This window comes from Variovorax sp. V15 (assembly GCF_041154425.1).
Lineage (GTDB): Bacteria > Pseudomonadota > Gammaproteobacteria > Burkholderiales > Burkholderiaceae_C > Variovorax > Variovorax guangxiensis.
This window is the reverse complement of record NZ_AP028659.1, coordinates 4610012-4625773: the sequence shown is the minus strand read 5'-3', so window position 1 is coordinate 4625773 and position 15762 is coordinate 4610012. Positions and strand designations below refer to the sequence as shown.

At 68.9% G+C, this 15762-nt stretch carries 12 protein-coding genes; 2 read left to right on the top strand and 10 right to left on the bottom strand.

From position 1 onward, the window contains the following. The first annotated feature begins 30 nt into the window (after positions 1-30). Complete coding sequence (locus tag ACAM57_RS21960) at positions 31-1011, top strand: Bug family tripartite tricarboxylate transporter substrate binding protein (protein ID WP_369658912.1); 981 nt, start codon at positions 31-33, stop codon at positions 1009-1011. A 40-nt stretch (positions 1012-1051) separates the two neighbouring features. Beyond that, on the top strand, positions 1052-2158 hold the full coding sequence (locus tag ACAM57_RS21955) for an SMP-30/gluconolactonase/LRE family protein (RefSeq protein ID WP_369658911.1): 1107 nt from the start codon (positions 1052-1054) through the stop codon (positions 2156-2158). 50 nt (positions 2159-2208) lie between these two features. On the opposite strand, the gene ACAM57_RS21950 is transcribed toward ACAM57_RS21955, so the two are convergent. The 10 genes from ACAM57_RS21950 to ACAM57_RS21905 form a co-directional block, all read right to left on the bottom strand. Then, positions 2209-3078: a hypothetical protein gene (locus tag ACAM57_RS21950; protein ID WP_369658910.1), complete on the bottom strand. Its 870-nt coding sequence runs from the start codon at positions 3076-3078 to the stop codon at positions 2209-2211. Between the two features lie 134 nt (positions 3079-3212). Beyond that, the gene (gene tssA / locus ACAM57_RS21945; protein ID WP_369658909.1) at positions 3213-4439 is read right to left on the bottom strand and encodes a type VI secretion system protein TssA; all 1227 of its coding nucleotides are present in this window, start codon (positions 4437-4439) and stop codon (positions 3213-3215) included. Then, a complete protein-coding gene (locus tag ACAM57_RS21940; RefSeq protein ID WP_369658908.1) occupies positions 4439-8503 on the bottom strand; it encodes a type VI secretion system protein in 4065 nt (1354 codons plus the stop codon). Before ACAM57_RS21940 ends, tssA begins: the two co-directional genes overlap by 1 nt. A 40-nt stretch (positions 8504-8543) precedes the next feature. Further along, on the bottom strand, positions 8544-9305 hold the full coding sequence (locus tag ACAM57_RS21935; protein WP_369658907.1) for a DotU family type IV/VI secretion system protein: 762 nt from the start codon (positions 9303-9305) through the stop codon (positions 8544-8546). A 7-nt stretch (positions 9306-9312) separates the two neighbouring features. Continuing rightward, complete coding sequence (gene tssK / locus ACAM57_RS21930; RefSeq protein WP_369658906.1) at positions 9313-10653, bottom strand: type VI secretion system baseplate subunit TssK; 1341 nt, start codon at positions 10651-10653, stop codon at positions 9313-9315. A 59-nt stretch (positions 10654-10712) separates the two neighbouring features. Then, complete coding sequence (locus ACAM57_RS21925; RefSeq protein ID WP_184635970.1) at positions 10713-11189, bottom strand: hypothetical protein; 477 nt, start codon at positions 11187-11189, stop codon at positions 10713-10715. Then, positions 11186-12652 (bottom strand): dicarboxylate/amino acid:cation symporter, encoded by a 1467-nt coding sequence (locus ACAM57_RS21920; RefSeq protein ID WP_369658905.1) that lies wholly within the window; start codon positions 12650-12652, stop codon positions 11186-11188. Before ACAM57_RS21920 ends, ACAM57_RS21925 begins: the two co-directional genes overlap by 4 nt. Next, complete coding sequence (locus tag ACAM57_RS21915; RefSeq protein ID WP_369658904.1) at positions 12640-13374, bottom strand: aspartate/glutamate racemase family protein; 735 nt, start codon at positions 13372-13374, stop codon at positions 12640-12642. Before ACAM57_RS21915 ends, ACAM57_RS21920 begins: the two co-directional genes overlap by 13 nt. Before the next feature lie 13 nt (positions 13375-13387). Next, on the bottom strand, positions 13388-14662 hold the full coding sequence (locus tag ACAM57_RS21910; protein ID WP_126024608.1) for a dicarboxylate/amino acid:cation symporter: 1275 nt from the start codon (positions 14660-14662) through the stop codon (positions 13388-13390). Positions 14663-14686: 24 nt separating this feature from the next. Further along, positions 14687-15745, bottom strand: a complete 1059-nt coding sequence (locus ACAM57_RS21905; RefSeq protein WP_369658903.1) for an ABC transporter substrate-binding protein — start codon at positions 15743-15745, stop codon at positions 14687-14689. Positions 15746-15762: the final 17 nt, after the last annotated feature.

Here is a 15762-nt window from a genome sequence, read left to right as displayed (position 1 = left end):
ATCGATCACAGAAATCCAAGGAGACAAGACATGCGTTTCATCCGCTTCACTGCGGCGCTGCTTTCGGCTGCGCTCTTTCCCCTGGCCGCCACGGCCCAGACACCCGACTGGCCTGCCGCCAAGCCCATCGTCTACGTCGTGCCATTCACGCCCGGCGGCTCCACCGACATCGTGGGCCGTACGCTGGCCCAGAAGCTGGGCGAGAGCCTCAAGCAGTCGGTCGTGGTCGACAACAAGCCCGGACAGGCCGGAGGCATCGGCGCCGCCTACGTGGCGAAGGCGCCGCCCGACGGCTACACGCTCTTCGGCGGAACCATCAGCACGCATGCCATCAATGCCAGCCTCTACAAGAAGCTGTCGTACGACCCGATGAAGGACTTCGAGCCCGTCTCGCTGGTCGCGCGCCTGCCCAACGTGCTCATCGTCAACAGCCAGCTCGGCGTGAACTCGGTGGCCGACCTCGTGGCGCTGCTGAAGAAGGACGAGAGCAAGCGCACCTTCGCCTCGTCGGGTGCCGGCACCTCGACGCACCTTGCCGGCGAGATGTTCGCCGACCTCATCGGCGTGAAGCTCACCCACGTGCCGTACAAGGGCACGCCACCCGCGCTGACCGACGTGGCAGCTGGGCAGGTGCCCTTCATGTTCGACCAGGTGACGGCCGCGCTGCCGCTGGTCAAGAGCGGCAAGCTCAAGCTGCTGGCCGTGACCACCGCCAAGCGCATCGCGCTCGTGCCCGACCTTCCGACCATGATCGAGTCGGGCATTCCCGGTTTCGAGATGTCGTCATGGCAGGCCGTGTATGCGCCCAAGGGCACGCCCAAGCCCATCGTTCAGCGCCTCAACGCAGAGATCGTGAAGGCGCTGCACCAGCCCGACGTGCAGGCCAAGCTTTCGGGCCAGCTCGCGATGGAACTCGTGGGCAGCACGCCCGAGGAGCTGCGCGACCACATGGCCCGGGAGATTCCGCGCTGGGCCGAGCTGGTGAAGAAGTCCGGCGCCGTAGCCGACTGAACGACCCGGAACAACCGACAAGAACACCAGGAGACAACCGATGCAGAACAAGACGAACAACGGCCGCCGCCGATTCCTCAAGACAGCCGCGGGCGCCGGCGCCGCAGCCTTCGGTACGCTCGCGGGCGCGCAGGCCTTCGACTTCAAGCCCAGCCAGCGCTACCCCGACCCGGCGGTGCTGATCCTCGACCCGAGCTTCACCAGGTACCGGCTCTACAGCAGCACGCTCGAGCAACTGGGCTCCGGCATGCGCTGGGCCGAAGGGCCGGTGTACTTTCCAGAGCACGGCTACCTGCTGCTGAGCGACATCCCCAACAACCGGCTCATGAAGTACGACGAGAAGACCGGCAAGTTCAGTGTGCACAAGACCGGCGTCAACTACGCCAACGGCAACACCCGCGACCGCCAGGGCCGCCTCGTCACCTGCGAGCACTCCGTCACGCGGCGCGTGGTGCGCACAGAGAAGGACGGTCGCATCACCGTGCTCGCCGACAACTACCAGGGCAAGCGCCTCAACGCGCCCAACGACGTCGTCGTGAAGTCGGACGACACCGTCTGGTTCACAGACCCCACCTTCGGCATCAACGGCGAATGGGAGGGAAGCAAGGCCCCGTCCGAGCAGGCGACCACCAACGTCTACCGCATCGCGACCGACGGCAAGCTCACGGCGGTCATCACCGATCTCGTCAACCCCAACGGCATCGCCTTCTCGCCCGACGAGAAGAAACTCTACGTCGTCGAGTGGAAGGGAACGCCCAACCGCAGCATCTGGAGCTACGACGTGTCACCGGACGGCACGAGCGTCTCGAACAAGACCAAGCTCATCGACGCCGACGGCCCCGGCTCGCTCGACGGCTTCCGCGTCGACCGCGACGGCAATCTCTGGTGCGGATGGGGCCACTCCGGCGCCATCGCTTCGGAGCCCACCGACGTCGGAGGCGGCATGAAGGCCTACCTGCCCACTGGCAAGTCGGAGGAAATGGACGGCGTGAAGGTCTTCAACCCGCAGGGCAAGCCCATCGGCTTCGTCCGCCTGCCCGAGCGCTGCGCGAACCTGGAGTTCGGCGGGCCCAAGCGCAACCGGCTCTACATGGCGAGCAGCCATTCGCTGTATGCGCTCTATGTGGAGGCGCACGGGGCGGTTTGAGGGGCCGCTGCCGGGCGGGGGCGCCGAGCCCGCGCCCGGGCAGGAGTGGCTCAGTTGAACTTCGAATTGTCGGAGTCGTTGGTGTAGGCGGATTTCGTGACCGCTATGGACGAAATGGCAATCGGCTGCAGGAATGTGGTCACCGTGCCCGCGTAGGTCTTCAGGGCTTCCCAGTTCGTACTGGGGTCGTATTTCGCTTCCTTCTTGCAATAGCACCACAGCTTGCAGCCCACGTGCTTCGTCTTGTGCTCCAGGATCTTGGTGTCATGAGCGGGATTGCCGGGAATCAGGAGACCCATCTCGGCAATCTCTTTGCGTGTCTTCTCCATGATCTTGTTGGTGGCCTGCGTGAGCAGCGTCTCCTGGTTGCGCTCCAGGTCCGCGATCCAGCCGTCCACCGCGTCCATCACCCTCTTGAACTTTCCTAATTCCTGGTTGAGCCTCTTCTTGCGCCGCTGAACCTGCTCGTACAGAAGAGCAAACTGGTACATGTCGTCGCATGTCTGGCCGCTGTTGTTGTAGGCCTCGATTCCCTGGTTGAGCTCTTCGAATGCATGGGCCACCTTCCAGCGGTACCTGTCCAGGTTCTCGACGGTCAGCTCCTTGATGCCGAACTTGGCCACCTCCGCGTTCGAGGCGGTGGCACCAAGATGCCCTTCATGAAGCGCGCCCCGGACCTTTCCGTTGACCGCATCGACAACCGCGCCCACGACGGACCCCACGACAGGCACCGGTATGAGGGTAAGGAACAGTTTCCCCACCCCCACGAGGGCTCCGATGCCTTTGCTGGCGCGGGATCCGCCGCTCGAGAATGCACTGCGCGTCGAGTGGAAGATGCGGGAGTGCGCGATCTGCGAGCCCATGCTCTTGTTCGCCACCTCCAGCTCGGCCTGCTTGAATGGATCTGGATTGAACGCCATGTCTTTTCCTCAAAAAATAAAACGTCGATGAATGAAGCGAAGCCATTCCGCTCAGGGTGGCATTTGCCCGAAACAGGAGCGGCTCGCGCAGGGGCCGTTGCCGGTTGGGGCGTCGGGCGGGCAACCCGGCCGGCTCACTCCGGCCTGATGCCCAGAATCGAGAAGTAGCGGTTCAGGTCGCCGTCCTCGCGCAACACCTCCTGCATCAACTGCGGCAGCGGCATGCGTCCCCAGGCCACGGCACGGTTCACGAGGTAGGGCGTCGGGCTGTGCGGCTCCTCGCGCATCAGGTAGGCGGCGGCGAGTTCCAGCAACTGGTAGGCCTCGGCGCGGTTGCCGATGCGGCCGCTCGCCACGGCCTGCGGCAGCGACCCGGGAGCAGGGGAGAGGGGTGTGTCGCTCATGTCGTTGTCGTCCATCGGGATCGCGGGAGGGGTTGATTCGTCCGCCACCCAGCTGGCGGGAGCTTCGGCCGGTGCAAGCGGTTCTTCTTCCTTGTCGCGCGGATCGCGCCCCTGCAGCAGGCTGCGCAGCGCCTGCCGCATGCGGGCGAGCATCTCCGTCACCTTCGACAGGCTCGGCGCATCGATGCCCAGCCGCCCGTCGAGCAGGGCTTGCAGGCTTTGCCACGCATCGGTGGCCGCGGCGACGCGGTCGTCGAGCGCGGCGAGCGCATGCAGGTCGCGCGCTGCACGGTCGAGGATGTCCTGGCGCGACACCGTCTGGGCGCTCGGCTCCTCGGCCACTTCCTTCGCTTTCGCCTTGGCGTTGCCCGCAGCGCCGGCAGCTGCCGTGCCGTACTCGCTGGTCAGCGCGCGCTGCCAGTCGCCCAGGGTGATGAAGGGCGGCGAGAAATCCGGCCATTCGAGCAGCGGCACCCGCATCAGCAGCACGTGCGCGATGGTGTCGTTGACCCACACGAAGGTGGCGGTGCGCATGTCGGCGTCGCCGTCGTCGCCGATGCGCGGATGCGCGTCTTCCCAGAATTCGCGCGCCAGCCCTTCGAGCAGGCGCGCACCGGCGGCCAGTCCGTCGATCGAATGGCGGTGCACCCAGGCCTCGGTGAGCCAGGCGGCCATCTGCAAGTCCTTGCTGCGGCGCTGCAGGACCTCGGTGCAGAGCATCTCGGCGGTACGCCAGTCGGCCTTCTTCAGCGGGCGGGTCCATTCGCCCATCGGCAGGCTGGCGTCTTCCTCGGTGCGCGCCTCGCGGATGCGGGCGCACACCGGGTCGTAGCGCAGCGGAGGGCCGGCGGGGCCTTCGGGGCCTTGCAGCGGCAGGAGAAAGCTCGCGAGGTCGGGCGCGAAACCGCCGGTGGTTTCGTCTGCATCGGCGTTCAGGGGGGGCAGCAGGGCAGCCATCAGGGCATGTTCCATTCGGGAGCGCGCGCGGGGAACGCGGCGGGCCAGATCAGGGCGTTCTTCTTGCCGGCGGGGCTGGCCGCGATGCGCAGGAATACGCGTGCGCGTCCTCCGTCGGGTGCCTGCGCGGCGTCGCCGGCCGACTGGGCCACCAGCGGAAACTCGAACTTCAGCAGCTGCGAGCGGCCGTCGGGGCGCTGGGCGGGGTCGCCTTCGCGCTGCCGCTGCGCCAGCGTGAACAGCGCCCACGGGTCGGCAAAACGGAAGCTCACGGTCTGGCCGTCGGTGATCAGCGCGTGCTGCTGCGGATCGGCGCGCGCCATCAGCGGAGAGTCCTTCGCGATGCGCAGCACCAGCGCCACCGGCGTGCCGTATTCCCAGCGCAGCGTGCGCGGCGCGTCGCGCAGCCTGAGCACCTGGTCGCCGACCTCGAAGGACCAGTCGATGATCTTGTTGCCCTCGATCTCGGCCGTGGTGTTGGCGCGGAAATCCACGCTCAGGTCATAGCCCGGTGCGGCACCTTCCTCGCTCGGAAACAGCGGCTGCAGGAAGTCGCGTGCACGGGCGAACTGCTCCGTGAAACGGCGCGCGCCCGCTCCGGGCATGCCTGCATTGCGCACACCGGCGTCCGCGCCGCGGTTCTCCTTCAGCGCGCGTGCCAGCGGGTCGAAGGCGCGCGTCAGGTCGTTCACGTCGGCCGGGTCGGCCAGCTCGAAAGCCCGTCCCGTCGCCGGGCCGAACGGATGGCGGCCCGCCAGCGAACGGTTGAAGCGGGTGGAGAACTGCGTCCACAGCTCCTGCTGGTCGCCGAACTGCAGTTCCTGGCAGCGCGCGAGCAGGGCGCTGTAGATCTGCTGGTGGCGGTCGGCGAAGTAGTCGCCGATGCGCGTCGCCGGCGCCTTGCCGGCCAGCTTCGCGCCGCAGGTCTCGCGATCGATCTCCGCGCCGGTGGTGCCCAGGAACTGCTCGAGCAGCAGCAGGCTGCTGTTCGGGTTCTTCAGGCGGTAGCGCTCCAGGTCGCGGTTGATCGCCTGCCAGCGCTGCGCGAGCACCGAGCCGGTGCCCACGCCGTCGAGTGCCGCGATGTAGCTGTCGGCCTGCTTGCCCAGCGTTTCGGTGCGGTTGAACTGCTGGCCCAGGTAGGCCGCGAGCGAGCCCACGTCCGAGACGCCGAAGGCCACCAGCATCGGACCGCGCTCGCCGCGCCAGGCCTGGAAGTCGCGTCCGCGCATGGCGTAGAGCTCCGACTGGTTGAAGGCCTCGTCCACGGCCTCCAGGCGCTGCAGCGCGTCGCGCGAGATCATCGCGCGAAGGTCTTCGGCGCGGGAGCCGGCTCCCAGCTCGTACAGCAGTGCCTGGATCTTCACGAGGCGCTGGCGCGAGGCCTCGTAGGCGGTCGCCTGTGTGTCGATGGAGCGGCCGCCGTCGCCCATGCCGTTCGCGGCCTCGGCCACCTGGTCGACCACCAGCTGCGCGAAGTGCGCGTTCAGTGCGCCCTCGATGCCGGGGCGCAGCGTGGCCGGAAAGGCCTGCATGCCCTCGCTCATGTAGCGCTTGCGGATGTCGCCGACGGCCAGCGCCTGGTCGAGCCGGGGCAGGTCCCACACGGCCATGGTGCGCATCCCCGCGCCGGGCAGCTCGCGATCGCGCGCGGGTGCCATGAAGGGCTGCGCAAGCAGTGCGGTCAGCGCGTCGCGCAGCGCGATGCGCTCGGGCGCCAGCGCGAAGCGGCCGTCCTTGTCCTGCCACACCAGGCCGGGCTGCGCGCCGCCGAAGCGCAGGCTGAATTCGACGCGGAATTTCTGGAAGGCGTCCTGCGCGCGGTTTTTGACCGCGTCGGCCGATTCCAGCCCCAGCAGCCGGTTCTGCTCGATACGCGCGATGGTCCGGTCATACGAAGAGCCCAGCACCAGCACCGGCTGGCGCATCCAGCCGCCCTTGCCCGATGCGACCAGGTCTTCCTGGTCCTTGATGGCGGCGATCACCTCGCGGTAGCTCGCGGTTGTGCGCGCGAAGGTGCCGGTGCTCGCGAGCGAGGGCAGCAGCCGCGCCAGCGACTGCTCCGACACCAGCAGCTCGTTGTTGACGAAGAGCCGCGCATCGAGCTGCGCCGTGCTCTTGTCGAGCGCGCAGCGCAGCGCCGACTGCACGGGCGCCAGCGGAATGGCCAGCGCATTGCCCTCGGCCGCCTGGCGGAAGTAGCGCAGGTTGCGGCTCAGGTCGGCCGGCAGCTCGGCGCCCAGCGCGTAGCGCACGGCCACGCGCAGGTCGTCGGCATTTCCGGTGGCGGGCTGGCGCAGCCGCTCCACCGCCTGCAGGGCGGCATCGAGCTGCTCGACCGAGCCCAGGTAGCGCTGCAGCGCGCCGAACTCGGGCTGGTCTTCCACCAGCAGGCCGTTCTTGCGCGGCGCGTCGCCGATGGTCCTGAAGCTCGGCGGCAGGCCACAGCTGGCGCCGACGATGAATTCGCCGGTCGCCTCGTCCTGCTCCACACCACTGATCTGGCTCACGCGTGCCATCAGCTCGCGCCGCAGCGTGCTCACCGCGATGTCGCCGAACTCGCGTTCGATGCGCTCGATCACGCGCTCGTTCAGGTCGTCGAAGGGCTGCCACGAGCCGGGCATGAAGAAGGAGTACGTGCCGTCGGTGCGCAGCCGTTCGTTCATGGCCAGCAGCGACAGCGCCTTGTTGCGATACCAGGCGGTGGGAATGGTCTCGCCGCGCTGCAGCGCGCGCATGCGGTACTGCGCGTCGTGCTGCAGCTGGGCCAGCGCCGGCACCAGCGTGGCGTTGTGCCGGTGCAGCTGCCAGGTCGCGACCATCAGGCCGATGCCCCAGCCGCCGAGGAAGATCACCGCCGCCCAGCGCAGCGCACGGTGCAGCACCGGGCGCGTGAGCGTCTGCGTGCGCGAAGGCCTCGTGAGGCCGTACTCCAGGAAGATCTTCTTCTCGAACAGGTCGCGCAGGAAGGCCGGCTGGCGCATCAGCTGCGCGATCAGGTCGCCGCCGATGGGCTCCAGGTCCTTGTGGCCGTAGGCGTCGTGCTGCGCATCGATGGCCGCGACCGTCTGCGCCGATTCGCCGCTGTCGCCCGTGAGGTAGATGCCGCGGAAGAAGAAGGGCTCGTGGTAAGCGCTGGGGCGCATGAGCTCGTCGACGTACAGCTGCAGCTGGCCGCGCAGCGCCTCGACGCGCGAGGGCAGCAGCAGCTGCGCGCCGGCGCCTTGCGGCTCGGTACCGGTGGCGAAGAGCTCGGCCGACACGTCCGACACCGAGCGCACCACCGTGCCCACCGCCTCGTCGACCCACGCCGGCTGGTAGGTGGTCGACAGGTCATAGGGCGAAGACCAGCCCAGCATGCTCGCGCGCAGCGGCTCGGGCAGCGCGCTCGCGAAGGCGCTGAAGCCTTCGAGCTGCTCCGCGCCGGTCACCAGCACGTACACCGCGAAGCGCATCGCGAAGCGGTTCTGCGCGAGCCACAGGCGCCGGTGCGCGAGCTTGGCGCGCTTGGAGAGTTCGAGCCGCCCGTCGGTGCTGTCGTCCAGCAGCAGCGCCGCCGGAATGGTGATGACCACCGAGTCGAAGGGCCGCTGCGGCCGGTAGGCGCGGCACATGCCGAGGAACTCGTCCCACGGCTTCTCGGAGGCGTCGTCGTCATCGGGCGAGCCCAGGTAGGCGCCCTGGATGTCGATGACCACGCCGCGGTCGAAGAAATGCCACGAGATGCCCTGCGTGGCCGCGGCCGAAGCCGACTCGGTGCTCAGCGCGCTCGCCACGCCCGATTGCTCGATGGGCACCTGCCGGTGGTCGTCGCCCTCGTTGAGCAGCATGATCCACGGAATGCCGTAGCGGTCGGCGCGCGAGGCGATGTTGCCCTCGATCAGCTCCACCGCCTGGCGGAACGAGCTGCGCAGCGAGTCGAAGCGGATGCGCGCGACCTTCGGGTCGCTCGACGGCTTGGCATGCGAGCGCCGCGCCGCGAAGTACAGCACCATGCCGAGCACGAGCAGCACCACCAGCGTGAGCACCGCGATGGAAATGAGGAAGAGCTGGTCGGTCAGCATCGCGACGCCCTCCGGTGAATGCTGTGGAGACGCACGTCGTTCATCGCAGGTAGGCCCCCGATGCGTCGACCACGCCCGGTTGCAGCACCTGCCGCACCGGCCACGACTGCCACAGCCACAGCAGCTCCGACACCGCCAGCAGCGTGGCCACGCCCAGCAGGAACAGCACCGTCCAGCGGCTCAGCGTGGGCAGCTTGCGCGGCGCGATGTGCGAGAGCGTGCTCGCGTAGGCCCGCTCCGACACCACGCGGTCGCGGCCCGAGAAGTCGGCGGGCCGCTGGTAGACGAACTGGAACAACTCCTCGCGGTAGCCGAGCAGGCGGGCTTCCTCGCCCGCGCCCCGGTACTTGCCCTGGAAGCCCAGTGCCAGCGCGAAGAGGTACAGCCGCGCGATGTCTCGCTTGGAGGGTTCGCGGCCCGACAGCAGTTCCTCGATGCGGCTGAACACCAGGTCGCCCGCGATGTTGGTGCGAAAGAGCGACGACTCCAGCAGGTGGCCCGTCCAGCGCTCGCGGCCGATCCACGGCGTGTGCAGCAGGATCTCGTCGGCCAGCGCGGCCTTCAGGTAGCGCGCGTCGGCCACGTTCTCGAGTTCGAAGCGCGAGCTCTCGCGGCGCGACTCGAGCGACTGCAGTTCCAGCAGGTTCTCCAGGTGGCGCGCCAGCGTCTGCGCCACCGCGTCGATGTCGCTCTCGCGCGATTCGGCGGTGCGGTCGCGTGCCTTCACGATCTCGTCGTAGAAGGCGCGGAACTGCCTCGTGATGTGGTCGTCGACCGCGAGGTCGGGGAGGTTGCGTGCCATGGTCCGGTCAATCCTTGATGAACAGCACGATTTCCTGCGGAGGCTGCGCGGTGGCGCCTTCGTTGGCATTGGCGATCACCAGGAGTTCGCCGGGCACGGTCAGCCCCGGGCTGGTCTGGATCGCGTAGAGCAGGTAGCCCGAGCCCGGGCGCAGGCCCAGTTCGTCGGCCGATTCGACGCAGCGGCGCACCGCGCCCAGCACGCGGCGTTCGCGCAGCGAGGGGTACGCCGACTGCGAACCGACGATGGCGCTGTCCATCCAGGCCATCAGGTCCTTGTCGGACTGCCCGCGCAGGCCCACCACGATGCGCGCGCCCGACACCCACTGCGGCTGCAGCGTGGTCTCGAAGGCGCCCTGGCGGAAGTCGAACTTGTGCTCGCGGTACTCCTGGCTCACCTCCGACACCGCGTCGCGCAGCGCCAGCAGCAGCGGCTGGAACACGCGCGAGGGGTCGGCGTGGTCGTAGTCCATCGGCACCGGCGGCACGCCGCCCGGGCGCAGCAGGCTCAGCGAGGCCAGCAGCGCACAGAGCGACCAGTACATCGTCAGCGGATGCAGGTGCGGCGTGCGCATCACTGCCTCCGCATGCGGCAGGCCCGACAGCAGGCTGCGCAGCCGGTCCTTCAGCTCCAGGTGCGCGAGGCGGTCGTCGATGCGCGAGGAGGGCACGGCCGTCTGCTTGGCCACGAAGGCCGCCTTGCCGCGCAGCTGGCCGAGCAGGGCGGACGCGGCCGTCCACAGCGGGTTGTCGCGCGCCACTTCCAGCAGCGGCGGCTGCGCGTCGCCCAGCTTCACCACCTCGTTGTCCTTGAAGACCTGGCCCAGGCGCAGGTGCACGTGCGTGCCGGGCGGCACAGCGCCGGCGCTGAGCGCCAGGCGCGGTAGCATGCGCGGGATGTTCGCGGGTTCGGCGTCCGACACCGCATCTTCCACCGGCGCGCCGGCCACCGAGCGGAAGCGCACGGTCGCGGCGCGATGCCGGTTGGGCGTGGTGACGGGCAGGGTGAGGTAGATGTCCAGCGGCTCGCTGGCCAGCCGCTCGGCGTAGGGCGCGAGCGAGAGTTCGAGCGCGCCATGCGCGGCCTCGGCGGCGGAGAACTGCACCGCGGTGCCGTCCGGCAGGATGGCTTCGAGCACCAGCACCCGCAGCAGGCCGGCGGGCAGCAGGCCCTGGTCGAACACCAGGCGACGCACGCCCCAGGCGAAAGGCGCGGCGGCCAGCATCTGCCAGGCGACGAGAGTGTCCATGCGCGCGGAGAACTGCTGGAAGTGCTGCGGCGACAGCAGCATGCCTTCATGCCACTCGACGCGGTCGGTGATGGGGGCGGCGCGGTGCAGGTCAGACATGGTGTTCTCCCGCGCGGCTGTATCGAAGTTGTTTGTTCACTTGAAGGAATCCGGGTTGTTCAGCGTGCCGCGGCCGACACGTCGAAGCTCTGTGCATCGAAGCGGGCCACGATCGAGCCCTTGAGGTCTTCCACCCGGATGCGGTTGGCACCGGGCGTGGTGTAGTTCGCGAAGACGAGCACCGCCGCCACGCGCGGCGAGCCGATGGCGCTGGCGGGCACGCGAATCGTCTGGCCCGGTACCAGCTCCCACGAGAGGTACGACAGGCTCTGCGGAAAGGTCTTCTGCAGGTCGGCGCGTGCGCCGAACCACTTGGCGGCCGTGAGTTCGGTGACGCGCGCGAGCATCGCGTCGTCGAGCACCATCACCACGTCGACCGCGACCGGGCTGTTCTGGTTGGCGCCGGGCGCGGCCGAGAGCGTGAGTTCGTTCCAGCTCACGCGCGTGCCCTTGGGAAAGAGGCTGCCGCATGCGGCCAGCTGCACGACGAGCAGCAGCGCCGCCATCCGCCTGAGAAGGTTCTTGGTCCGGTTCATCGCGAAATTCCTGTGTTCGCCGTGGCGGGTGAGGCGTGCACGGCCGCCGGCTGCGCCTGCCGCACGCCCACGGCGATGCCCATCAGCATGATCAGCACCGAGGCCAGCACGCTGCACCCCGCGAGCAGCGCGACGTGCCCGCGCGCGAACACGAAGCGCAGCGGCTGGGCGGGCTCGACCTCGACGGCCGGCGCCGCCACGCGCTCCGAAGGCAGGCCGGCCGACACCACGGAAATCAGCGCGCAGGTGGCCAGCAGCGTCAGCACGTTGCGCGGGCCCTCGCAGATCAGGTCGATGGCCAGGAAGAGCGCGAGCGCGGCCTCGATGGGCAGCTGAAGCATCGACAGCACGATGCCCGCGTAGCCCACGTTGGTCATGCTGTTGTTGCCGGCCGAGGCGAAGGCCGCGATGGTCGCGCCGATGCCGATGGTGGCGAAGTCGGCCGGGACCAGCGTGCGGTCGTAGAGGTTGGCGACGAACAGCGCCGCCAGCACGTAGTAGAGCGCCGAGCCCGCGCGCAGGAACACCGAGGCCGTGGGCACCACCAGTTCGACGATGCCGCGGCTGAAGCCCAGGCGAGCGCTCATCGCCTCGATGGTGTGCGGAATGCTCGCCGTGGTGCTCGACGACATGAGGCTCACCAGCATCGGCGTCTTCAGGTGCTGCAGCACCTCGGCCAATGGCTGGTTGCCGCGCCGGTGGATCACCGCGATGGCCGCAGTGCCCAGCAGCGCCACGAGCACCACGAAGTGCAGCAGGAAGCCGCTCATGGCGCGGATCGTCGCCGCGTCGGTCTGCGACAGCACGTGCGCCGACATGCCGAAGGCCACCACCGGCAGCAGGATGTTGGCGCGCGCGATGATGAGTTCGAGTGTGCGGTAGATGCCCTCGAACATGTGGTTGAGCGCCGTGTGCTGAGTGCGCGCCAGCGCCGCGAAGGCCAGCCCGAAGAGCAGCGCGCACGAGAGGATGCCCAGCGAGCGGCCTTCCGCCAGCACGCGGAAGAAGTTGTCGGGCAAGAGCGTTGCCCTGGGGCGCTCGATGGGGGTGGCCTGCGTGCCGCTCTCGTGCAGCCGCATCTCGATGTCGCCGCCGTCGCCGGCGCGTTGCACGAGCTCGCCCAGGTGCTCGCGCGAAGCGGCGTCGAGCTGCGTGCCCGGCGCGTTCACCCAGCCCAGCGCCAGTCCGATCGCCGCGCAGCTGGTCACCAGCAGCAGCGCCAGCCCCGCGGTCATCAGGATGCGCCGACCCGGAAAGGGCAGCCCCATGGTCTGCCTCAGGCCGAAGAAGGTGGCCACCACCAGCAGCGGAATGGCCGCCATGCTCACGATCGACAGGTAGACCTGCGCCACCGCATACGCCACGTCGCCTGCCACCGGCAGGTACACGCCCGCGAGGCCGCCCGCCGCCATGCACAGGAGCAGGGCGAACAGGCTGTGGGACATGCGCGTCAGGAAACCCATGTCGGCTTGTTCCATCCCTTGTCGAGAGCGAAGGCGACCGTGGCGCGGGCCAGTTCCAGCGAGCTGTCGACCAAGGCGAGGGGCGTGTGCTGCGCGGCACGAGCGGCCTGCGCTGCGATGGGCAGCTCGGTGCAGCCCATGATCACCGCGGTCGCGCCCGTGGCGGCCAGCGCCTCCAGGGCGCGCCCGAATGCGGCCGCGCCGGCCTGCACGTCGCCGCCCTTCACGGCGCGGACGCAGGCGTCGACGTGGTCCTGGCCGGTGGAGGCATCGGGCACGAGGAAGTCGATGCCGCGTTCACGCAGTGCATGCTGGTAGAAGCCGGAGGCCAGCGCGCCGCGCGTGGCGAGCACCGCCACCCGTAACGGCCGGTCTTGCGACGCCGTCGCGATCGCGGCCACGCACGACTGCGCGATGTGGATCACCGGCGCGCGGCTGTGCGCCGCGATCTGCGCGTACCAGTGGTGCGACGAGTTGCAGGGGATCGCGATCACGCCCACGCCGGCGTCGTTGAGCACGTCGATGCCCGCGAGCAGCGCGTCCAGCGGATCGGGGCCGGTGCCCAGGATGGCGCTGGAGCGGTCGGGCACATGGGGCAGGTTCGCCACGATCACCGGCAGGTGTTCCTGGTCGCGCGTGGCGGGGGTGAGCTGGATGATCTTGTCCATGAAGTCCACCGTCGCCGATGGGCCCATGCCGCCGAGAACGCCGATGCGTGACATGAAGGCGCGCTCCCTAGATCTTCAACGGCCGCGGGCACACGACGGCCACGGCGGCCGTGTTGCCGATGACCAGCACCAGCGTGCGCAGCATGTCGCAAACCGGGTCCACCGCCAGGAACAGGATGAAGGCCGCTTCGAAGGGCAGGCCCAGGTAGGTGCAGGTCATGCCGATCAGCGACACCGTCACCAGTCCCGTCATGCCGGCGGAGGCGAAGCCGGCGAGCACCGAGGAGGTGAGCACGATGCCGATCTCCACCGGCGAGAGCGAGCGCCCGTAGATCTGCGCGATGAAGAGCGTGGCGCACACGTAGTACACGACCGGCCCGATGCGCAGCAGCGACACCGTGAGCGGCACCAGCAGTTCCACGCGCGAGCGCGCGAAGCCCAGCCGCGTGACCAGGCTCTCGATCATGATCGGCATGCAGGTCGCGCTGCTGCGCGTGGCCAGCGCCAGCGCGAAGGGGCCGCGCAGGGCGTTGAGCGTCTGGCCCAGCGTGCCGTTGGAGCGCTTCCAGATGATCACCGCCGCCACGGCCAGCAGCAGCGCCGACACGACGAGAAAGGCGACCACGAAGGCGCCCATCGCCTTCAGCGGCTCGATGCCGGTCTTGCCCAGCTGCGCCGCGCTCATGCAGAACAGCACCGCAGGCAGCGGAAAGCTCAGCCAGCGCATCAGCGTCTGGCAGGCGTGGTAGACGGTCTCCAGCGCCTGCGTGAGGCCGTCCGAGATGCGCGTGGGCACGTGTCCCACCGCCAGGCCGAAGAGCAGCGCGAACACCAGCGTCTTCAGCGTGTCGCCGTTGGCAAGCGCCGAGAAGATGTTGGCGGGCACCAGGCTCACCAGCATGTCGGCGAAGCTCGCGGTCTTCTTGACCTCGTCCACGCCGCGCAGGTTCATGGCCGTGTCGCTGGCGCTGAGGTCGCCGCCCACGATCTGGCCGAAGGTATGCATGGTGCTGCTCGGCAGGTTCTCGCCGGGGCGAAGAATGAGCAGCGTCGCCGCGCCCGCGATGGCCACGAAGGCCGAGAACGCGAGGAACACCAGCGCCACGCGGCCCAGCAGGCTGGCCGTGCCGCCGTCGCGGAACAGGCGCTGCAGGCTGAAGATCACGGCCGAGACCATGAAGGGCAGCGTGATCATCTTCAGCAGGTCGACGTAGATGTCGCCCACGAAGGCCAGCGGCGTGGCCAGCAGCGGCGCGAGCATGCCGAAGGCGACACCGGCGCCCAGGCTGATGATGACCACCCAGGGGTTGAGGACGAAGGCGTAGATCTTGGAGGTATTCATGATGGTTCGGGCGTCCTGTGCGGCTCAGCGGTCGAGTGCCTGCAGCACCTTCTGGATGTCCAGCTTCTCGGCGCGCTGCGCGAGGAACTGGTTGACGTAGGCCAGCAGCGTGGTGTCGGTAACCGCCACGCCGATGCCCAGCGTGTCCTCCAGGTCCTTCAGCGTCACGGTGCGCAGCACGAGCGAGACGGTGGGGTCGGCCTTGAGCACGCGCTTGACCTCGAACTCGTCGCGGTAGGCGCTCACGATCTCTCCCTTGTTCACGGCCACCAGCACGTCGTTCCAGGTGGCGTACTCCTGCACCTTGGCGTGCGGGAAGTTGGTGCGCGCGTAGTCCGCGAAGGACGACTTGGCGATCACGCCGATGCTGCCGTCGAAGTTGCGGATGACCTCCGGCAGCGGCCGTCCGCGCGAGAGCTGGGCGAACTTCACGCGGTTGAGGATCAGCGAGTGGTTCAGCGTGAGATAGGAGTCGCTGAAGGCGATGGTCTGCGAGCGCGCCAGCGTGCGCGACAGCTTGCTGATGGCCAGGTCGGCCTGGCCGTTGGCCAGCAGGTCCACCACCGCGTTGAAGGTACCGGCTTCGCGGTTGAAGCGCAGCTTCACGCCCAGTTCCTTGGCCAGCGACTGGGCCAGGCCCACCTCGAGCCCGGTCCACTGGCCACTGTCGTCGAAGAAGAAGAACGGCGGCGTGTCGACCTTGAGCATGGCCACCACCAGTTCGCCGCGCGTCACGATGCGGGCGATGTCGGGCGCGAGCAGCCGGCCGTCGGGAACGCGCACGAGACCGTTGACGAGCACTGGCGGCGTGGCGGGGGCGGCCGGTTCGACGGCGAAGGTGGTCGCCGGTGCCGCAGGAGCCGCAGGAGCCGCAGGAGCCGCAGGCGCAGCGACGACGGGCGTCGCTGCCGCGGCGGGCACCGCGGTCGCGGGCGCGCTGAGCGTGCCCTGCACCACGGGCCTTTCGCCCGCCGCGAGCGCGCCGATGCCGGTGCAAAGGCCGGCGAGCGCCAGCAGTGTGGGAAGGGCAAGGCGGCGAAGCGCGTTGTGCATGCCCGTGAGGTGTCGTGCGTTGTTCGACATGCTTGGAGTCGGTTTGG